Source organism: Novosphingobium subterraneum, assembly GCF_000807925.1.
Lineage (GTDB): Bacteria > Pseudomonadota > Alphaproteobacteria > Sphingomonadales > Sphingomonadaceae > Novosphingobium > Novosphingobium subterraneum.
In genome coordinates this window covers 1-19,429 of the sequence record NZ_JRVC01000020.1, presented here as the reverse complement: position 1 = coordinate 19,429, position 19,429 = coordinate 1, and the positions used below count along the sequence as shown (strand labels likewise).

The 19,429-nt window shown below is 62.4% G+C and carries 17 protein-coding genes; 11 read left to right on the top strand and 6 right to left on the bottom strand.

Annotation, left to right across the window (positions count from 1 at the left end; translation table 11 throughout):
• Positions 1-7: 7 nt before the first annotated feature.
• Positions 8-544 (top strand): PepSY-associated TM helix domain-containing protein, encoded by a 537-nt coding sequence (locus tag NJ75_RS17165; RefSeq protein ID WP_039336719.1) that lies wholly within the window; start codon positions 8-10, stop codon positions 542-544.
• A gap of 159 nt (positions 545-703) precedes the next feature.
• Here NJ75_RS17165 and NJ75_RS25330 read toward each other — a convergent pair whose 3' ends face one another.
• Positions 704-829: a hypothetical protein gene (locus tag NJ75_RS25330; RefSeq protein WP_269078637.1), complete on the bottom strand. Its 126-nt coding sequence runs from the start codon at positions 827-829 to the stop codon at positions 704-706.
• A gap of 521 nt (positions 830-1,350) precedes the next feature.
• On the opposite strand from NJ75_RS25330, the gene NJ75_RS17155 reads away from it, so the two are divergent.
• Positions 1,351-3,099 (top strand): hypothetical protein, encoded by a 1,749-nt coding sequence (locus NJ75_RS17155; protein WP_156135844.1) that lies wholly within the window; start codon positions 1,351-1,353, stop codon positions 3,097-3,099.
• A gap of 133 nt (positions 3,100-3,232) precedes the next feature.
• Here NJ75_RS17155 and NJ75_RS17150 read toward each other — a convergent pair whose 3' ends face one another.
• Positions 3,233-4,372: an FAD-dependent monooxygenase gene (locus NJ75_RS17150; RefSeq protein WP_039336714.1), complete on the bottom strand. Its 1,140-nt coding sequence runs from the start codon at positions 4,370-4,372 to the stop codon at positions 3,233-3,235.
• A 145-nt stretch (positions 4,373-4,517) separates the two neighbouring features.
• On the opposite strand from NJ75_RS17150, the gene NJ75_RS17145 reads away from it, so the two are divergent.
• From NJ75_RS17145 to NJ75_RS17105, 9 genes are all read left to right on the top strand, one after another.
• On the top strand, positions 4,518-6,968 hold the full coding sequence (locus NJ75_RS17145; RefSeq protein WP_039336712.1) for a TonB-dependent receptor: 2,451 nt from the start codon (positions 4,518-4,520) through the stop codon (positions 6,966-6,968).
• A 10-nt stretch (positions 6,969-6,978) separates the two neighbouring features.
• On the top strand, positions 6,979-7,896 hold the full coding sequence (locus NJ75_RS17140; protein WP_039336710.1) for an NAD-dependent epimerase/dehydratase family protein: 918 nt from the start codon (positions 6,979-6,981) through the stop codon (positions 7,894-7,896).
• 14 nt (positions 7,897-7,910) lie between these two features.
• Positions 7,911-8,918, top strand: a complete 1,008-nt coding sequence (locus tag NJ75_RS17135; RefSeq protein WP_236727177.1) for a LysR family transcriptional regulator — start codon at positions 7,911-7,913, stop codon at positions 8,916-8,918.
• A gap of 509 nt (positions 8,919-9,427) precedes the next feature.
• A complete protein-coding gene (locus NJ75_RS17130) occupies positions 9,428-10,204 on the top strand; it encodes an SDR family NAD(P)-dependent oxidoreductase (RefSeq protein ID WP_236727176.1) in 777 nt (258 codons plus the stop codon).
• Between the two features lies 1 nt (position 10,205).
• Positions 10,206-11,792 carry a phytoene desaturase family protein gene (locus NJ75_RS17125; RefSeq protein ID WP_039336707.1) on the top strand — a complete coding sequence of 529 codons (1,587 nt, stop codon included), beginning with the start codon at positions 10,206-10,208 and terminating at the stop codon, positions 11,790-11,792.
• Positions 11,792-12,028, top strand: a complete 237-nt coding sequence (locus NJ75_RS17120; RefSeq protein WP_039336705.1) for a hypothetical protein — start codon at positions 11,792-11,794, stop codon at positions 12,026-12,028. The genes NJ75_RS17125 and NJ75_RS17120 overlap by 1 nt, the downstream gene beginning before the upstream one ends.
• A 117-nt stretch (positions 12,029-12,145) precedes the next feature.
• A complete protein-coding gene (locus NJ75_RS17115; protein WP_052242600.1) occupies positions 12,146-13,168 on the top strand; it encodes a VOC family protein in 1,023 nt (340 codons plus the stop codon).
• A 13-nt stretch (positions 13,169-13,181) separates the two neighbouring features.
• A complete protein-coding gene (locus NJ75_RS17110; RefSeq protein ID WP_039336808.1) occupies positions 13,182-14,300 on the top strand; it encodes an FAD-dependent monooxygenase in 1,119 nt (372 codons plus the stop codon).
• Between the two features lie 100 nt (positions 14,301-14,400).
• Positions 14,401-15,489: a VOC family protein gene (locus NJ75_RS17105; RefSeq protein ID WP_052242599.1), complete on the top strand. Its 1,089-nt coding sequence runs from the start codon at positions 14,401-14,403 to the stop codon at positions 15,487-15,489.
• A 159-nt stretch (positions 15,490-15,648) separates the two neighbouring features.
• Here the strand turns inward: NJ75_RS17105 and NJ75_RS17100 are convergent, their stop codons facing one another.
• Genes NJ75_RS17100 through hisD form a run of 4 tightly spaced genes read right to left on the bottom strand, consistent with a single transcriptional unit; the run spans position 15,649 to position 19,320 of the window.
• On the bottom strand, positions 15,649-16,053 hold the full coding sequence (locus NJ75_RS17100; protein ID WP_039336703.1) for a VOC family protein: 405 nt from the start codon (positions 16,051-16,053) through the stop codon (positions 15,649-15,651).
• A gap of 5 nt (positions 16,054-16,058) precedes the next feature.
• Positions 16,059-17,210, bottom strand: a complete 1,152-nt coding sequence (locus NJ75_RS17095; protein ID WP_039336701.1) for an alpha/beta hydrolase family protein — start codon at positions 17,208-17,210, stop codon at positions 16,059-16,061.
• 9 nt (positions 17,211-17,219) lie between these two features.
• Complete coding sequence (locus NJ75_RS17090; protein ID WP_039336700.1) at positions 17,220-17,978, bottom strand: SDR family NAD(P)-dependent oxidoreductase; 759 nt, start codon at positions 17,976-17,978, stop codon at positions 17,220-17,222.
• Positions 17,979-17,988: 10 nt separating this feature from the next.
• Positions 17,989-19,320 carry a histidinol dehydrogenase gene (gene hisD, locus NJ75_RS17085; RefSeq protein ID WP_039336698.1) on the bottom strand — a complete coding sequence of 444 codons (1,332 nt, stop codon included), beginning with the start codon at positions 19,318-19,320 and terminating at the stop codon, positions 17,989-17,991.
• Positions 19,321-19,429: the final 109 nt, after the last annotated feature.

The following is a 19,429-nucleotide window of genomic DNA, read 5'->3' as shown; positions in this document are numbered from 1 at the left end:
TGCAGTCATGAAGATGCGCCGCTGGCACAGATGGTTCGGCTTGCCCTCGGCCATTCTGCTGGGCTTCATCGCGCTGACCGGAACACTGCTCCATGTCGACATGATCCGTCTCGGGCAAAAGCCGCCGGGTTCGGATCATGGCATCCAGGCCCCGCCACGAAAGTTGCCATCCGATGCCGAGCTTGAGGCCATGGTCGGCACGCTGGCGGCAACGGCACGTTCCGAGACCGACTTTGCGGTGAGGTCCCTCCAGATCAATCTGGATGCCACGCAGGTGACACTGGTCGCAGCGGAGGGACTTGCTCCCGGAAGCAAGCAGATCAAGATCGACGCTAGAACCGGCAAGCGCATCATCGAACCGCCGCGCCCGGCTGATTTCCACATAGTGCTGCAGGACCTGCACGCGGGTTACACCTTCGGCTGGGCGGGCCGGATCGTCAGCCTGTTGTGCGGGATTGCGCTGGTGGTCCTTAGCGTGACTGGCTTTCAGATTTGGTGGGACCTGCGCAAGCGCCGAAAGAACAGGGAATTTTTCTGGAAGTAGCGGCGGGGCGGGGATGACATCGGGATTATCCGAGTGTTGACGCCGACTTGAACAAGCAGGGCGCCGGGCCGGTTGTGCGCCCCTGTCGACGGACTGGCCGTGGTCGGGCCGTTGCACTTCGAACGTTTGGCTCCTGCGACGGCGAGACTGCCGTCTCCATCAGGGGCATTGATCCGAGAGCGCGATCGCGCTGTCGAACATGGCTTGGCGAACGTGCAGCAGTTCCTCGCGGCTGGGCAACCGGCTCTTGTCAATGGTCTGGGTGCAGGCAGCCGGCATCGCCACGCGCCGGAGTGGGAAAGTTCCCGCTCGGAGATCTTCGCGTCTTCGATCCTGATACGGCCCCAGCGCAGGAAGGGGACCGTTCCTTCCCTGACGGTGCGCGGGAAAAAATCTGGCCGCTGTTGGTGTCGATGAAACACTGCTGTTCGGCCGGGCCATTCTCGGCCAACAAGATCCTGCGCCTCAGATCCGAGAATGCAGATCATTCTCGGGCAACCAAGTTCTGAAACCGGTCGCAGATATCGACTTCCTATGGGGGAACGTTCCGTTCATTTCGGGCGGATTGCCGTGGCAGGAGATCTTGCCGGGCCGGGCGGGGTGCAATGTGATGAGATGACGGGATTAATATCTAAGAATACAGAGTGGGAGGTATCAATTGTATCGGAAATTCGAGTTCGCGCGCCACTCTGATACAGATTGAAACGTATCGCCGGAACAGGATGGTCAGGATCATTCGTAGGCGATTGTGGGAGCGATTGCACAAGGTTAATCCGGGTGTCTGAACCAGTGGAGAGGCTTTGCTGATGAAAAGACGTTATATGGCATCGAGCGGAATGATCGGGGCAGTGTTTGCTCCGATCATTCTTGCGGTTTCAGTTTGCGCACCGGCGGCATCGGCCAAGGAAGTCGGCGGTGTTGTTGGCCAGACCGTGGCCTTGCCCGAACTGACTCTGGTGGCGGGGAACCTGCCGACGGCACCGGATGGCAAGCTTCTCACCTTGGCTGTCAACGGTGTTGAACGCGCAATTGCGCCGGGACGCTATTCGGGCGACGTCGTGCTCACGGTGACGGACGACATTCCCGTCAAGTATCATGAGCTTCCGCTGCATCACTTCCGCACGGCGCTCTATGTCGAGAACGGTGCGCCGGTCGCGGCAAAATCGGTGAGTGCAGCGGTTCGTGCCGCATCGTTCGGCGCGGGCACCGTTTCCGATGCCCGGATCGCCTCGGAAGGCGATCGCTTCAACGGCATCATCGTTACCGGAGAAGGCAAGTACACGATCGATCATCCGGTGATCGACTTCATCGGTAACGGCGGCAATGACTTTGCCGGGTTCGGGGCAGCCGTCATGTCGACGGGCAAGGCCGAAGTAACGCTCAATCGCCCGATCATTCGGACCCGCGGCGCCATCCGCACTGCGCTGTTCGCGGGCGGTGACAGCGTCATGCACATCAACAATGCCGAGATCGAGACCTACAACGGTACGCTGCCGGCTGACTACCAGTTCACGGTCGACGTCGGCAAGATGATGGAAGTGCCATGGATGCTGGGCCTTTCGGGCAATGTCCGGTCAAGCAACCTGGTCGACCGCGCCACGATGTTCATCAACAACTCGCACATTCGCTCGGAGGGATGGGGCGTCCTGTCGACCGATGACAACCAGCGCGTGCGCATGACGGTCACCGACAGCCTCGTCGAAGCGGTGAAGTCTGGCTACGGCACGTACTCCATCGGGGATTCGCACAACATCTTCCGCCGCAGCGTGATCCGTGCTGCAGATGTCGGAGCGATCATGGCGGCGGAAGGGTCGATCACCCTGACCGACCGCACCCTCGTCGAGGCGGGGCGCTATGGCGTGATGATGCATTCCGGCGTCGGCGGCGGCGTGCTTACCATCGACAAGGGCAGCGAACTCCACGCCGGGCTTGTCGCCATCGAAGTGAAGGGGATCGGCACGACGATCGTTGTGGACTCGGCCAAGGTCACTGCGGCAGGAGGCACCATCCTGCAGGGCATGGAGAACGACGATCCGTTCCTCAAGGCGATGATGAGCGGGAATGCGCCGGCAGGGGCTTCGGCGCCACCGCCCGGCATGGGCCCGACGGGAGGGCGTCCGGACGAGAAGCCGAAGGACCCGAACATCATCGGCACGTTCCGCAACACGAAGCTGGTTGGCAACTTCTGGAACGGACGGCCGAAGCAGGGCGCCATGGTGCTGCGCTTCGAGAATGCCGAGGTAGTCGGAACCATCTCGACGTCTTCGGTAGCCCCGGCGAGCGGCAAGGATCCGGTGAAGGAAACCTTTCAGGAGATTGGCCACGTCACGAACACGGCGATTCCCGTAAAGGGCGAAAAAGGTGGCCTGACGGTCTCGCTGGACAAGTCATCCCGCTGGGTTGTCACCGGCACCAGCTATCTCAATTCGCTCGAGACCGAACCCGGCGCGCGGATCGAGGCTGCCACCGGCACGCTTGGCATAACGCTCAACGGCCGTCCCGTCGCGCTCAAGCCCGGAAAGATCAAGGGCGCGATCGTGGTGACCACGAGGTAGTCAAAAGCAAACGACATTCGGGGCACCGCGGCATAGCTGCGGTGCCCTTTCTTTTTGCCGGACGAAGATTGTCCATAAAAAAACAGCGCGAGAGCGGAGTCTCGCGCTGTATCTTTTTGCGTGCCAGGTAATCCTAGAATGGATTGCTCAGGCGGTGCAGGGCGTCTCCCAGCATCGTTGCGTGAATGCTCGGGTCCCCGTTCTGCAACTGCAGCGCTCCCACCGCAACGCTTGTCTCGATCACGTCGCGGCAGCGGTCGAAACGGCGCTCCTGGTAGGCCAGAAGTGCGGCCGGGACGTCATCAGTGCTGGCCAGCTCCTGCGCAAGGACGATCGCGCTTTCCACCGCCATGCCAGCCCCGGACGCAAGGTGCGGCGTCGTGGCGTGTACGGCATCGCCAAGCAGGACAACCCGTCCGTTGAACCAGTCGCGTGGCTGCAGGGCTGCCGAAAGCGGCCGATAGTTGATCCAGTCGTCCTTGGACATGTTGTCGCGTATCCATCCGGCGCTGCCCCCGAAATCGGCCAGAAGCTCCTTGAGCGTCTCGAACATTTCCTCATCCGACATGAAGCTCTCGCGCTCCACGTGCGGGGTCAGCATCCACATGTAGATCATGTCCGGTGCGCACACGGTTATGCCGCAAGGATGGGCATGGCCGAGAAAGAACTCCGCGGAATCAAGTTCGGGAGGCTTGCGGATAGAGATTCGCCAGCACCCCTGGCCGGTCGGTTCAGCGGGCTTCATGTGCGGAAAAGCCAGGTCCCTTACCCCCGAGAAAACACTGTCAGCACCGACAACGAGATCGAACCTGCCTGTTGAATCGTCCGAGAAGCGAACGTCTACGCCGGTTCCGTTGTCATCAAGCGCTGAAACGGTGATCCCGAGCCGTACCGGAATGTTCAGCGCCCTGACCTTGCTCTGCATGAGCCGGTGCAGCACGGGGCGCATGATGCCGCCGTTCGCCGGAATCCCCTCTTCCAGAGCAGGCTCATCCAGGTCCAGCATGTGGCTGCCATCGTATTTGAACAAGCGGGTCCTGTTCGTTACCGCGCCGAACTGTTTGATCTCGTCGAGCAAGCCCAGTTCGCGATAGGCCCTGAGAGTGGGGCCTGTGATGGTGATCCCGGCGCCATATACGCGCCAATCCGGATCAAGGTCGATCAACTCGACCGCCACCCCCCTTTCGGCGAGGCTGATCGCGCACGCCATACCGCCAATTCCCCCGCCGACGACGAGCGCCGTGGCGATGCTGCTGATAGCTTTCCCAGTCATGGTGCCATGACCTAGCGAACGCGGCGATGTGTTCAAATCCGAACGATGGATGGAAAGCCATTGATACAATCGGTGGGATATTGGCGCGGATGCGGGCTATCGACCCGGCAGAAATTCACGCGACAACAGCCCTGGGGAGGGAACAATGCGCAATCTGCTTCTAGTCTCGACTGCAATCTCGACGTTCGCGATCGCGACGCCAGCCATCGCGCAGGACGCTGCGCCGCAATCCGCCGAGGTATTGGACGACAGCGGCATCGGCGAGATCGTCGTGACCGCGCAGCGCCGGACCGAAAGCATCCAGAAAGCTGCCATTCCAATCGACGCGGTGAAGGGCGACGATCTGCTGCAGCGCGGCATCGGAAACGCTGCAGACCTGACCCGTGCGGTGCCCTCGCTCAGCATTCCCGCGCCTGGCGCTGGTGTCGCCTCGGTATTCATCCGCGGCGTGGGTAACATCACGACGAGCAGCTACAACGACCCGGCCGTTACGCCCAGCTATGACGGTGTCGTGCTCGGCCGCAGCGGCGGCGTCTTCGGCGCGGCATTCTACGATCTGCAGCGCGTTGAAGTGCTCAAGGGCCCTCAAGGCATCCTGTATGGGCGCAATGCCACCGGTGGCGCCATCAACGTGCTGCCGGCGCGCCCGGAACTGGGCGTAAACTCCATGGGCTTCAACCTCGCCTACGGAAATTACGACCAGATCGACGTGGATGCCCGCGCCAACATCGCCACCGGCGAGAACACCGCGTTGCGCATTGCCGGCGCCTACATGACCCACGATGGCTACAACAAGGACGGCACGGACGACGCGAAGCGCGGTTCGCTGCGTGCGCAGTTCCTCTATGAGCCTTCGACGGACCTGTCGGTGCGTCTCGGTGCGGACTACAGCCACGTCGGCGGCAAGGGCGTGGGCGGCAATTATCTTGGTGCCTTCGTTCCTATAGGGAGCGGCTATACCTTCGTTTCGTCGGGCCTCGCGCAGTCGGAGGGCTTCAACAGCGAAGCCTCGCGCGCATGGATTTCGACGCAGCTGGGCGGGCCCGGCCTGGATTTCCGCCGCCCGATGCAGAGCGACCCCAGCCAGGACATCACTTACTGGGGCGTGAACGCCGAATTCAACCTGCAGACCGGCATTGGCAAGCTCACCGTGATACCAGCCTATCGCAAGACCCGCGAGCGTTCGGAATTCTACGGGCCGGCCTTCAATACCGGCAACGTGCGCGAAGATACCAAGCAGAGCAGCTTCGAAGCGCGCCTGGCGGGCAAGGCAGGGATGTTCGACTACGTCGTCGGCGGTTTCTATTTCAACGAGACGATCGACGCCAACAACATCTACAATCAGGAGTTCGTGCTCCCGATCCAGACCTACACGGCAAAGACCGAGAGCCTTGCCGCGTTCGGTCAACTGACTGCTCATGTTTCGGACCGCGTTCGCCTTGTCGCCGGCGCGCGTTATACGCATGACAAGAAGACGGTGAACGGCCTGATCAACAACATCATTGCCGTCTGCAACGAGAGTGCGCCGCCGTTCTGCATTGGCCAGATGCCCCACCTGCCCAACTTCTTCAACGCCGACGATGCCATTGGCTGGCTGGGCAGCAACGGCTTCATCAACACCAATGTCGCGATCAGCCCGCCCAGCAATACGACAAAGTCGGGCCAGATCATCTATCCCATGGTGAACGGTGCCAACGGGATCATTCTGAAGACGTACAACAACATCAACGACACCGACACCTTCTCGAGAGTGACGTGGAAGGTCTCTGCCGAATTCGATGTGACGCCAACCAGCCTTGTCTATGCCACGGTGGAATCCGGCTATCGCGCAGGCGGCATCCAGATGGTCGATTCCCCTTTGAAGGAAAAGTACAAGCCCGAGTTCATCACCGCATACACCATCGGCTCGAAGAACCGTTTCCTGAACAACAAGCTGCAGGTAAACCTTGAAGGCTTCATCTGGAAGTACCGCGATCAGCAGATCACGTATTTCACAGTGGATTCAAACGGCACCCTGATCAGTTCGAACGAGAATGCGGGTCGATCGACCATCAAGGGCTTCGATGTGGACGTGATCGTGAAGCCGGCGAGCGGCACGACGCTTGGTGCCAAGGTGCAGTATCTTGACAGCAAGTACGAGGAATTGACCCTGACCTCGGCCATACCGTTCGACAATTTCAATTGCCCGGTTTCGGGTTCGGCCGGAACGACAAGCAACGGTTCGCCGATCATCAGCTACGACTGCTCTGGCAAGCAACTCCTGTTCAGCCCGAAGTGGACGGTGAACCTTTCGGCCGAACAGGTTGTGCCGCTTGGCAATGATCTCGAACTGGTTACCAACGTCGATACCGCGTGGCGCGACAGCCAGTGGGCAGCGTTCGAGTTTCTCGATTTCGAGCGCGTCCCTGCCTACTGGACGACTGGTGCCTCTGTCAGCCTGCGTGCACCCGAGGGCGCCTGGGGCCTGACGGCATATGTCCAGAACATCGAGAACGAGCGTCGCAATCTTACGCCGCAGTCCTCGCCGATGGGCGTTGCCGTCGCGCATTACAGCGCACCGCGTACTTATGGGCTGCGCTTCTCGGCCAACTTCTGAGGACTTGAAGATGAATATCCTGGTGACCGGCGCTGGTGGCTTCGTTGGACGCGAGCTTGTCCGCCTGCTTCTCCATGCCGGCCATCAGGTGACGGGCATGGACTTTTCTGCCGATGCCATCCCTGAAGGTGCCAAGGCAATTGCCGGCGATCTCGGAGATGCGGAGGTCCGGAGACGCGCGATCGGATCAGGATGTGATGCCCTTGTCCACCTTGCCACCGTTCCGGGGGGAGCCGCTGAGACGGACCCGGCAGCGTCACGACGCATCAATGTCGATGCCATGTATGATCTATTGCTCGAGGCTTCGGCTGCAAACAATGGTGTGAAGATGGTCTATGCCAGTTCCATTGCCGTGTTCGGCGATCCTCTGCCACCTGTCGTGGATGACGCGACGCCGCTGAGCCCGAAAATGATCTATGGCGGGCACAAGGCGATGATGGAGCATGCCGTGGCCATGTTCTCCAACCGCGGCCTGATTGACGGGGTGACTGTCAGACTGCCAGGTATTCTCGCCCGGCCGAAGGGACCGTCCGGCATGAAGTCGGCGTTCATGTCCGATCTGTTCCACGCGCTGAAGGCTGGCGAGCAGTTCTTCTGCCCGGTTTCCGCCGGGGGAACGATCTGGGCACAGTCCGTCCGGCAGTGCGCCGAGAACTTCCGCCATGCAGTCGGGTTGAATACATCCAGCTTGCCCACCACGCGGGCCGTGACCCTTCCGGCACTGCGCGTCTCCATGGGCGACCTCGCGGCGGAGATCGCGCGACAATGCGGCGTGTCTGAAGCGCTGGTGAGTTATGGCAATGACGAGGCACTTGAAGCTGCCTTTGCTGCGCAGCCGCCTCTCCAGACTCCGGCAGCCATGCGGGCAGGTTTTGCGCATGACGGAGATCTTGCTAGACTGGTCTCCAACGCTCTCGCTGCGATCTGACGGGAGCACGGGAGATGGCAATGCGGTTCGGGCGTCTCGATCTAAATCTGCTGGTGGCTCTCGACGCGCTCCTGACAGAGCGGAGCGTAAGCCTTGCATCCGACAGGTTGTGCCTTTCGCAATCTGCCACGTCTAGCGCGCTTGGTCGCTTGCGCGAGTACTTTGGCGACGAGTTGCTCGTGGTCAAGGGAAGAACCATGATCCTGACCGCTAGGGCTGAAGAGCTCATCGAGCCCGTACGCGCGGTGCTCGAGCAGATCCGCACCACGGTTGCCGTCGCGCCGCCATTCGATCCGGCAACTGCTGATCGCACGATCCGGCTTATGGCTTCCGATTATTCAACCGAAGTCCTGTTGGCTGGGGTTCTGGCTGGAATGGAGCGGGACGCGCCCGGCATGCGGTTCGAAATTCAGCCGATGAACGACACCCCGATCGAAGCGATCGAGCGCGGCAATATCGATCTGCTTCTGACCATCGACTACGCCATCTCCGCCGACCACCCGAGCCAGCTGCTGTTTGAGGATGACTACGTCGTGGTTGGCGATCAGAATAATCCGGCTTTGGCAGGCCCGATGACCAAGGAATTGTACTTCGCACTGGGACACGTCAGTCCGCGTTTCGGCAAGGCGCGCGTGCCAGCCTTCGAGGACTGGTTTGTCAGGCGGCAAAAGCAGCAGCGCCGGGTCGAAGTCGTGGCTCCCTCCTTCCTGTCGCTGCCCGGTCTGATCCTTGGCACGAAGCGCATTGCAACCATGCATCGACGCATGGCAGAGATCGTGGTGCGATCGATGCCGCTTGTCATGCGCGAAATTCCATTCGACATCCCCCCGATCCGGGAAGCGGTGCAGTGGAACATCGCGAACAACAATGACCGTGCACTGCGCTGGGTGGTCGAACGGCTGATGTTTGCGGCGAGCAAGGATACTCCGAAACCGGATGCCAATGTTCTGGCCCTTTCAGGTGGCTTGATCGACCGCAACCAGATCGAGGTCGAGTACCGGATGAACCATCCCCAGCGTTGACCCCTTCGGCGCAGATGTGGTCACGCCCCCTCATACTGCTGAAACGGTTTGGTCCCTCCCGTCCGACAAGGCACCTGATCTCTTGAAAATCACGGTCGTGCTGCGCTGGCGGACGATTTTGCATGCGATCTGATCTTCTCGGAAGACGCGCGTGCGCCTTTCACTGGCATTCCCCAAGGCACAAAAAAGTGCCTTCTTCCGCTCTCGCGCGAACCGTTTAAGCCAACTTTCCAAGAGCAATGACAATCGCCGACCCTTCGCGGAGCATCGGGCCAATTGCATGGGAGAGCAGGTCGCAGCGACAGAGCAGCTGGAAGCTGTCTTAAGACCTACGCAGACTGCCGGCGGCGCAGATCTCGATCAGCGGTGGTAACGATCTTCGGGCGCAGCGGCACGCCATGCGCCTGCCGGGCTACGGTGCGGTCATGGCCCATCAAGCTGGACGCCAGACTTGGAACTGAAAGGAAGCAACTTGCATGAGCGCAGACGCAACCCGCTTTGACGGCAAGGTGGCCATCATCACCGGCGGCGCCGGGGGTATTGGCGCAGCCACCGCACGACTGATTAGCGCGCGGGGCGGCAAGGTGGCCGTGGCCGATATCATGATCGACCGGGCCGAGGGACTGGCTGCCGAACTGCCCGGCGCCATTGCCATCCACCTGGACCTGGAAAGCGAAGCATCGACCGAGGCGATGATCGCCACCACGGTGCAGCATTTCGGCCGGCTGGACGTGCTGCACAACAACGCGGCGCTGCTGGGCCCCGATATTGCGCAGCAGGATGGCGACGTGGAACACATGGCCACCGCGCTGTGGGACCGGACCTATGCCGTCAACGTGCGCGGCACGATGATCGCGTGCCGGGCCGCCCTGCCCCACTTGCGCGAGGTGCGCGGCAACATCGTCAACACGGTGAGCAACCTTGCGCTGCAGGGCCACCTGATCCAGGCCGCCTATTCCAGCAGCAAGGCCGCCATCATCCAGATGACGCGGGCCATTGCCGCCAGCCACGGCAAGCTGGGCGTGCGCTGCAACGCGGTGGCGCCGGGCATGACCATGACGCCGGCGCTGCGCGAAGCCTTTCCGCCCGCGCTGCGCAAGGTGGTGGAGGATGAAACCCTGCGCGAACAGCTGGGCGATCCGGAAGACATCGCCGAGGCGGCGGCTTTCCTTGCCAGCGACGCGGCCCGCAACGTGACCGGCCAGGTGCTTGTCTGCGACGGCGGCGGCGCCAGCCACGTGCCCGGCCTTGCCGGCTTCCGCAGCTTCTTTTCGGGAGAACATTGAGATGAGCCAGTACGACATTGTCGTGATGGGCGCCGGCCACAACGGGCTGGTCGCGGCGGCCTACATGGCCAAGGCGGGCAAGAAGGTGCTCGTCTTGGAACGCAAGCCTCACTATGGCGGCGGCGTTTCCACGCGTGAATTGCTGCACCCCGGCTTCTGGCATGACGAGCACTCCAACTTGCACATCATGATCCAAGGCAACCCCATGCTGCGCGAGGACGAGCTGGGCCTGCTTTCCAAATTCGGGCTGGAATACATCTATCCGGACCTGATCCACGTTTCCATCTGGGACGACGGCACCGTCATCCGCAGCTACAAGGATCTGGACAAGACCTGCGAGGAACTGGCCCGCGTCTGCAGCCCCAAGGATGCCGACGCCTATCGCCGGTTCGTGGAGATGAGCCAGACGGCGCTGCCGATGCTGGTCAGCGGCCTGTACAGCCCGCCCTTCCCCATGGGCGCCTTCGTGGCGATGATGGACCAGTCGGACGAAGGGCGCTTCCTGCTCGACCTGATGCAGCGCACCGCGCTCGACATCGTGGACGCCTATTTCGACAGCGAGCTGCTGAAGCTGCACATCGTGCGCATGGTCACCGAAAACCTGCAGATGCCCGATGAACTGGGCACCGGCATGGGCGCGTTCGTGATGCCGGGCATCGTCCACACCTATGGCTGTTCCATGCCCAAGGGCGGATCGGGCCAGCTTTCCCACGCGCTGGTCCGCGCCATCGAGCATTTCGGCGGCGAAGTGCGCTGCAATGCCGAAGTGAAGCGCGTGATCGTTTCGGGCGGCAAGGCGACGGGGCTGGAGCTGGTCGACGGCGAAACCTTCATGGCTCGCGACGGCGTGATCGGCGCGATCCACCCGCACGTGCTGCGCAAGTTCGTGGCCGAAACGCCCGAGCCGGTGCTGGCCCGCGCCGAGCGCGTGACGCAGTCCACGTTCTCCATCAACCTCACCCACATGACGTTGAAGGAGCGCCTGAAGCTGAAGGTCGGCAACGATTGCAACGCGATGATGACCGAGCTGATGGACTTCTACACCGTGCGCGACATGTGCCTGGAGTATGACAAGCTGCGGCGCGGCGAAGTGAGCGAGCGGCTGATCGCCGGTGGCGACAACACCATCTTCGATCCCAGCCGCGCGCCCGAAGGGGCGGGCGTGTTCTATGGCGTGAACTTCGCGCCCTATGACCTGTACCCCGGCGGCCCCGCATCGTGGGAGGAGCGCAAGATGGAAGTGGCGGACAAGGCGCTGGCCCAGTACCGCAAGTTCTATTCGAACCTGACCGACGACAACATCACCGGCCGCCTCGTGCGATCGCCGGTGGACCACGAACGCGACAGCCCGGCCAGCTTCGTGCGCGGCGACATCCATGGCTGCGCGCCGTTCTTCTACCAGTCGGCAGGGCATCGCCCGACGCCTGACCTCGGCAACCTGCGCGTGCCGGGGATCGAGGGGCTGTATCTGGTCGGCCCGTTCATGCACCCGGGTGGCGGCGTGTTCGGCGCCGGGCGCGCCACCGCGATCCAGATGATGGACGACATGGGGATTGACTACGACAAGGTATGCGGGGGGCCGGTGTAATGAGCAGCGCACGCAAGAAGGTGCCGGTGGCGACGATTCTCGATGCCAACGACAAGGAACTGATGGCGATCCGCAAGATCGAGCCGGATGGCAACACTCTGGTCATTCGCGGCAAGATCTTCGGGGCCATGCCGATGGTGGCGAAGCTCACGCCTGCCGAAGCGCGCGCGGCGCTGAAGTTGCTCGATCTGCGCACCGTGCTGTTTCTGCTGACGTTCCTGTTCCGCAAGAACTGATATCGGTTTTCTGGATTGGATCCCAGCGAAACAATGCATCTCGTCGAATTGCGATAGATCAACAATCCAAGGTCTGCGCGCCGTCATGACTCTTCCCGTAGTTTCGGGAGACCAGCGATGGCGATTATTGGAATCAGGCGGCTGACATGGTTGGTGGACGATGTCGCCGCCTGCGTTCGTTTCTTCACTGACTTCGGACTGACGCTGGTCGAACAGGATGGCGCTTCGGCAATGTTCGAAGCAGCGGACGGTTCGCAATCGCTCTTCCTCGCCCGCGGGCACGAGCGTTTGCCCAAGGGCACGGCGCAGACCGCGCGAGGCGTGCACGAGTGCGTCTGGGCGGTTGGCAGCGAGCAGGCTCTAGCGCGTCTCGTCGCGCGTCTTGAGCGTAGCGTGCCGATCTCGACCGATGACGAAGGAGTGGTGCACTTCGTCACCGCTTTCGGCCAGGCGATCGGTCTGCAGGTCTGGCAGCCGCGACAGGTGTTCGGCGCGCCAACGCCGCAGAACACGGTGGGCCGCATTGCCCGCCTCAACCAGCCGCGCAAATGGATCGATCGCGCTGTGCCCAAGCGCACGCACCATTGCGTCTGGACCTTTCCCGACGTGCAGGAAGCTGTCGACTTCTACCGCGACATGCTCGGCTTCCGCATCACCGACATGCAGAAGGGGTTCGGGGTCTACATGCGGGCCGATGGCGCGTACGAGCACCACAACATCTTCCTCGCCGATGCCCACGCACCGATGCCGGGCTTCAATGGCACGCTGAAGTTCCATCACGCCAACTGGGAAGTCGAGGACATCGACGAGCTGATGGTCGCCAAGAACTACCTGGATCGGCGCGGGTATACCTATGGCGACTGGAACTGGGGCTTCGGCCGCCATCGCCTGACATCTGCGGCGTTCTTCTACGTTCCCTGTCCCGCCGGTGGCGAGGCCGAGTATGGCGCTGATTGCGATTGCGTCGACGACAGCTGGAAGCCGCGCATCTGGGACGGCGCCTTCGGCACGGCGATCTACATGACGAACCTCCCCGATTTCATGAAGAGCGAACCGGACTGGGACGTGACCTATGCCCGGCCGGATCAGCTCCATTACCACCGCGCAGACCCGGCCCCGCTGGCCGAAGCAGCCGAATAAGGAAGGCGATATGATGTCAAAGGCAAACCGAGTTCTCATCATCGGCGGCGGTGTGGGCGGCCTCGCGGCAGCAATCGGCCTGCACCAGCGCGGCATAGCGGTTGAAGTCGTCGAGCGCGACAAGGACTGGAAGGTCTATCAAGTCGGCATCATCGTGCAGGCCAATTTCGTCCGCGCGCTCAACATGCTGGGCTTGGGGGACCGCGCTGTCGCGGCGGGCTACGCCTACCGCGGCGCGCGATTCCTCGACATCGACGGGAACGTCCTGAAGGAATTGCCCGGTGACACGGCAGTCGACGGCCTGCCCTCGGACCTCGGCCTTACCCGTCCGGCCCTGCACAAGGTGCTGACCGAGAAGGTCCGTGCGCTTGGCATTCCGGTCCGGCTTGGCGTGTCGTTCGATAGTCTCTGTGACGATGGCGACGGTGTCGATGTCAAGTTCACCGACGGAACCTGCGGCAGGTATGATCTGGTGATCGGTGCGGATGGCAACTACTCCGCCGTCCGCAAGGCGCTCTGGCCCGAAGCGAAGCCCCAATACACGGGGCAGGGCGTATGGCGCTACAACGTGCCCCGGCCGGAAGGGCTGGAGTGGGCAGATATCTACATCGGCAAGGACAAGGGCAAGGCCGGGTATTGCCCTCTGACGCCTGAAGAGATGTACATCTTTGCGGTCTTCGAAGAACCTGGCAATCCCCGGTTCCCTGCCGCAACGCTCGCGGCCGAGATGCGTCGCCGCCTCGAGGGATACGGCGGCATCCTGGCTGAGGCGGCGCGGCATGTCACCGACCCTTCGCTCGTGGTCTATCGCCCGTTGGAAGCCTGCATCATGCCGGCTCCTTGGTATCAAGGGCGGATCGTTCTCATTGGCGATGCTGCGCATTCCGCCACACCACACTTGGGCCAAGGCGCAGCCATGGCCGTCGAGGATGCGGTTGTGCTGGCCGAGGAAGTCGCGGAGCGCGAAGTAGACAGCGCTCTGGCGGCGTTCATGGAACGGCGGTTCGAACGCGCAAAGCTGGTTGGCCTGAGTTCGATCCGGCTTGGCGAGTGGGAAATGCATCCGGAAAGCGCCGGCGATCCGATGCAGCTGACCGATCAGATTCGGAAGAAACTTGCCGAACCCGTCTGATCCATTTGCGGTATCGATATCACGGGTCCGGAAACTTTGGTTTCCGGACCTTGCGGTTATTAGGCATGACAGTCCGGCTAAGGGGACTTCCGGAGTAATCATGCCACCCAAGGATTCTACAGCCGTCATCGGTATCGAACGTGTCATTTTCGGCGTGACCGACATCGCTGAGCATACCCGCTTCTGGGTCGATTTCGGCCTGCAGATCGAACACGCCAGCGAAGAGGAAGCAACCTTTCTCCTGCCATCCGGTAGTCGCATCGTGCTTCTGCCGCATGGGGATGCCAGGCTGCCTTCACCTGATCCCTATGTCGGCGACGGGATCAAGGAGACTGTCTGGGGGGTAGACACGACCGAAAATCTCGAGTTGCTCGCCGCGAGCCTGGCCGGCGAAGTGCCGGTCGCCCGGGACGCGGATGGAACCGTGCATTGCGTTTGCCCGGATGGTCAGCCCATTGCCCTGCGTGTCTGGCAGAAGAAGCCGGTGGTTTCGGAAGCCAGTCCGGTCAACACGCCGTCAAGCTGGCCGCGCTTCAACCAGCACCGCATCTGGCGGAAGCGGGCACGGCCAAAGACGATCAACCACGTCGTCTTTTTCAGCACCGACTATGTCGGCAGCTTCGAGTTCTACGAACGGCACCTCGGCTTCCGCTATGTCGATCATTCGAAGGGGACCGGTATCTTCGCCCGGGCGGGGGGTACGTTCGAGCATCATTCGATCTTCTGGGTGAACTGCGATCTTCCCATCGCTCCGGATCACTTCAAGTTCATGCATATCGCATTCGGCTGCGATGACATCGACGAGGTCATGCTCGGCGCCAACATCATGGACAACAAGGGCTGGAAGAATACCACCATGAACACGAGTGGCGGTATCTCCCGGCACCGTATCTCGAGTGCAATCTATTATTATTGCGAGATTCCCGGGCATGCCGGCGAGGCCGAATATCATGCCGACACGGATTATGTCGACGATGGGTGGGTGCCGCGTGCGTGGGACTTCAAGTTCGGCTCGCTGCTCTGGTCGCACAACGCTCCCAAGATCTTCCGGGGCGACGACATCCCTTGGGATATGACCTTCGACCAAGACCGTAAAAGCTTTGATCCCTATCGTCGCTCCAAGCCCGGGAAACGTCCGATCGAGGGCGATCTGGCAAATCTGACCGAAGAGGACGAGCACGCCATCTGAGATTGCAGAAAGGGGCGCCCCGACAGAAAGGCGCCCCTATTCGTCTTATTGCATGGGATGGGAAGAGGGCCGGAGTCCAGCCGTGGGCAGAGGATCCCCCCATCTGACCTGCGTCGGTGGATTCGGGACTTCGTGGACGATGTAGATATCGTCGCGGGTTCAGGCTACGCCCTCCACGAATTCGATCAGATTGCCCGCGCAGTCACGTATAAAGCATCCCCTGCCGAAGCTTTCGCGCACGACCATCGCGATGTCAGCACCTTTCTGTTCCATTTCCGCCAAAAAGGAATCCAGGTCGGCGACCTGGAAAGCGACATGCTTGTTCCCGTGAGTCTGAACGTCGCGCGGTGGGTAGCGGCGTTCGTCCGGCAGGGGGGCTGCCCCCTCGACCTCAAAGATTTCGAACCGGAGAGGCCCCTTGCGCAGCATGGCCGTGTGGCTCCTCGCGGCCTCGATGTAGAAGCGGTGTTCCACAGTGAAGCCGAGGAGCGTGCCATACCATTCGATCGCCTGTTCGAGCGAGGGGACCGACACGCCGCCGTGATGGAAAGTAAAGTCAGCCATGAGGTCTACACCATTTCGTTGAATGTTTGGGCGCACCAGTCTGCGATGTAGTCGCGCATGGCGGTGCCGTTGTCGGCGCCGCAGTGTTCGACTTCGAAGTCGGCCTTTGTGAAGATGCGCAGGGAGCGTTTTGGGCTGTTGGTGGCCTGATCGTAGCTCATGCGGGCGTTGTAGACGGGGATCTGGCGGTCGTTTTCGCCGTGGGTGACGAGGAATGGCACGCGGATCTTGTCGACCTGTCCGTCGAGGGTGATCTGGTCGGCGTAGGCGAGGAATGCCTCGCGATCGTCGATGCCGAAGACCCACATGACGTGGTCCCAGTAGTGTGGGACGGGGTTCTCGCCCTCGTTGGCGACGCGTTCGCGCTGGCGCTGGCCCCAGACGTGGTTTGCGCCCATGACGGCACACAGTGCGTAACGGGGATCGTTCGCGGCGATGCGCGGGGCGTGGTAGCCACCGAAGGACAGGCCGAAGATGCCGATCTTCGAGTGAATCACATCGCTGCGCGTCAGGAGATAGTCGAAGGCCGGGCTGCCCCAGCGTTCGGCGTCGTGGACGGCGGGGAGATTGCGCTTGCGGATCGCTTCGCCGGTGCCGGGCTGGTCGAGGAAGAGCGTGTTCATGCCGCGGGCCAGGTTCACCGCGCCATGGCCTGCCATGCACACCTGCTCCTTCATGGAATCGAGGCCATTGACCGAGACCAGCGTGGGCCGCGGCGTGCCGCTGCCATCGTGGACGAAGATCGCCGGATAGCTCGCTCCCTCGTAGGGGATCTCCACCTTCTCGACATGGAGGCCGCTAAGCGCGCTGCCCTTGTGGTAGAGTTCGAGGCCCTTGTCATAGGCCGCCCAGCGCGGCGCGTAGTCGCGGCTCTGCAGGCGCTCGGCCCCGAGGTAGTATCCCGAAGCGCGCAGGTACTTGGCGCCGGCCGAGAGGAGATAGCCATCGGCCTCGTCGCGTTCGGCATTGCGGGTCACCTGATCGGCCACGGCAATCCAGCTGTCGAACAGTTGTGCGGACCCGGCATCGGCGCCGGCCTTTGCCGCCTCCCGGACGGGCCGGCAGACCTCGTCCAGTTCGCCGTGGTTGCCGCCTGCGATCAGGGCAAGGTTGATGCCCAGGTTCCAGACATAGTTACCGGGAAAGGGTTCGAACATCGTGCAATCCTATTCTGCGGTCCAGCCGCCATCGACGACGAGGCTGGTTCCGGTCATCAGCGCGGAGGCGTCGGTTGCAAGGAACAGCACGGCGCCCATCAGGTCCTCGACCTGGCCGATCCGTCCCAGCTTGATCCTGGCCAGCACGCTGGCCCGGAAGGCCGGGTCGGCGAACATCGGCTCGGTCAGCGGGGTTTCGATGAAGGTCGGCGCGATCGTGTTCGATCGGATGCCATGCTGCGCCAGGTCGAGCGCAAAGGACTTGTTCATGCCTTCGATCGCCCATTTGCTTGCGCAATAGAGCGAGCGGTTGGGTCCGCCGACATGGCCCATCTGCGAGCCCATGTGGATGAGGGAGCCTGGCGTGCCGGTCTCGATCATCCGGCGGGCGCAGGCCTGCGCGACAAAGAAGGCCGCGCGCAGGTTGAGGCCCAGGACGGCATCGTAGTCCGCCGGGCCGACGTCCCACATCGGCATGGGCCGGTTGGTGCCGGCGTTGTTGACCAGCACGTGAAACGGCTCGCGCTCGGCAAAGAACGCAGCCACGGCGTCGAGGTCGGCGACGTCGAGCGTGGCGCCTTGCGCGCCGTTGCCGATCGCGGCTGCCGCTTGCGCGATCTCGCCGGACGAGCGGGCGACGAGAGTGACCGCCGCGCCCGCCTGGGCAAGGGCAGCGGCGGCGGCCAGACCGATGCCTCGCCCTGCGCCTGTCACGACCGCCCGCTTGCCATCAAGACGCAGCGAGGGGGTGCGGGGCAGGGGAGTCATGCCACGCCCCTCATGCTTTGGTCAGTTCACTCGGCGCGGCCTGCCCGGCGTAAGGCACATCGCGCCCGCCGAAGCGGCGCACGCGGATGTTGGCCTGCTCGCCGTGGCCGGCAAAGCCTTCCAGCGCGCAGAGGCGGCTGCAGTATTCGCCCACCAGCGCCGAAGCCTCGTCGGTCAGGACCTTCTGGTAGGTGCAGGTCTTGAGGAACTTGCCCACCCACAGGCCACCGGTATAGCGCGCGGCCTTCTTCGTGGGCAGGGTGTGGTTGGTGCCGATGACCTTGTCGCCGAACGAGACGTTGGTGCGATTGCCCAGGAACAGGGCGCCGTAGTTGGTCATGTTCTGCAGGAAGTAGTCAGGGTCGGCGGTCATCACCTGCACGTGCTCGCTGGCGATGTCGTCGGCAATGCGCACCATCATCTCGTAACTGTCGGCGACGATGACTTCACCGAACGCTTCCCACGCCTTGCGCGCGTGATCGGCGGTCGGCAGGATCTCGAGCAGACGGTCGATCTCGGCCATCGTGGCCCGCGCGAAGCTTTCCGAATTGGTCAGCAGCACGCCGGGGCTGTCCGGTCCGTGCTCGATCTGGCCGAGAATGTCGGTCGCGGCCATTTCCGGATCGCAGCCGATCTCGTCGGCAATGATCAGGGTCTCGGTCGGGCCGGCGAAGAGGTCGATGCCGACGCGGCCGAACAGCTGGCGCTTGGCTTCGGCGACGAAAGCGTTGCCGGGCCCGACGAGGATGTCGACCGGATCGATCGTCTCGGTGCCGATGGCCATGGCCCCGATCGCCTGGATGCCGCCCAGCGCATAGATGGTGTCCGCCCCGGCCAGGGCCTGCGCTGCAACGATGGCGCGCGCGGGCTTGCCCTGGAACGGAGGCGCGCAGGTCACGACGCGCGGGACGCCGGCCACCTTGGCCGTGATCACCGACATGTGCGCCGAGGCCAGCAGCGGATACTTGCCGCCCGGCACATAGCAGCCGGCCGCCTGGATCGGGACGTTTCTGTGGCCAAGCACGACGCCAGGCATCGTCTCGACCTCGACGTCCTTCATGCTCTCGCGCTGGATCTGCGCGAAATTGCGCACCTGGGCCTGCGCAAACTCGATGTCCTTGCGCTCCTGCGGCGACAGGCTGTCCACCGCCGCATCGATCTCCGCCTGGCTCAGGCGATAGTCGTCACGGTCCCAGCCATCGAACTTCACGCTCATCTCGCGAACCGCAGCATCACCACGCTTCTCGATGTCCGCCAGCGCCGCCTCGACAACGTCACGAACCTTGCGATCCGCCTCCGCCTTGCTCTCCGCAGCAGCGCCGCGCTTCAGCCATATGGCCATGAATCTCCCCTCAAGTGCTTCCAACGCGCACCAACTGCAGGACCCGCCAGACCCACACCATCGCATTCTTTCGATGCCATCATATCGATCCAACGCCTTTGCTTCGGGA

Bases quoted from the DNA above. Each gene is read 5' to 3' on its own strand.
- NJ75_RS17165 (WP_039336719.1), top strand. From the start codon at position 8: ATGAAGATGCGCCGCTGGCACAGATGGTTCGGCTTGCCCTCGGCCATT.
- NJ75_RS17155 (WP_156135844.1), top strand. From the start codon at position 1,351: ATGAAAAGACGTTATATGGCATCGAGCGGAATGATCGGGGCAGTGTTT.
- NJ75_RS17150 (WP_039336714.1), bottom strand. From the start codon at position 4,372: ATGACTGGGAAAGCTATCAGCAGCATCGCCACGGCGCTCGTCGTCGGC.
- NJ75_RS17145 (WP_039336712.1), top strand. From the start codon at position 4,518: ATGCGCAATCTGCTTCTAGTCTCGACTGCAATCTCGACGTTCGCGATC.
- NJ75_RS17140 (WP_039336710.1), top strand. From the start codon at position 6,979: ATGAATATCCTGGTGACCGGCGCTGGTGGCTTCGTTGGACGCGAGCTT.
- NJ75_RS17135 (WP_236727177.1), top strand. From the start codon at position 7,911: ATGGCAATGCGGTTCGGGCGTCTCGATCTAAATCTGCTGGTGGCTCTC.
- NJ75_RS17125 (WP_039336707.1), top strand. From the start codon at position 10,206: ATGAGCCAGTACGACATTGTCGTGATGGGCGCCGGCCACAACGGGCTG.
- NJ75_RS17120 (WP_039336705.1), top strand. From the start codon at position 11,792: ATGAGCAGCGCACGCAAGAAGGTGCCGGTGGCGACGATTCTCGATGCC.
- NJ75_RS17115 (WP_052242600.1), top strand. From the start codon at position 12,146: ATGGCGATTATTGGAATCAGGCGGCTGACATGGTTGGTGGACGATGTC.
- NJ75_RS17110 (WP_039336808.1), top strand. From the start codon at position 13,182: ATGTCAAAGGCAAACCGAGTTCTCATCATCGGCGGCGGTGTGGGCGGC.
- NJ75_RS17105 (WP_052242599.1), top strand. From the start codon at position 14,401: ATGCCACCCAAGGATTCTACAGCCGTCATCGGTATCGAACGTGTCATT.
- NJ75_RS17100 (WP_039336703.1), bottom strand. From the start codon at position 16,053: ATGGCTGACTTTACTTTCCATCACGGCGGCGTGTCGGTCCCCTCGCTC.
- NJ75_RS17095 (WP_039336701.1), bottom strand. From the start codon at position 17,210: ATGTTCGAACCCTTTCCCGGTAACTATGTCTGGAACCTGGGCATCAAC.
- NJ75_RS17090 (WP_039336700.1), bottom strand. From the start codon at position 17,978: ATGACTCCCCTGCCCCGCACCCCCTCGCTGCGTCTTGATGGCAAGCGG.
- hisD (WP_039336698.1), bottom strand. From the start codon at position 19,320: ATGGCCATATGGCTGAAGCGCGGCGCTGCTGCGGAGAGCAAGGCGGAG.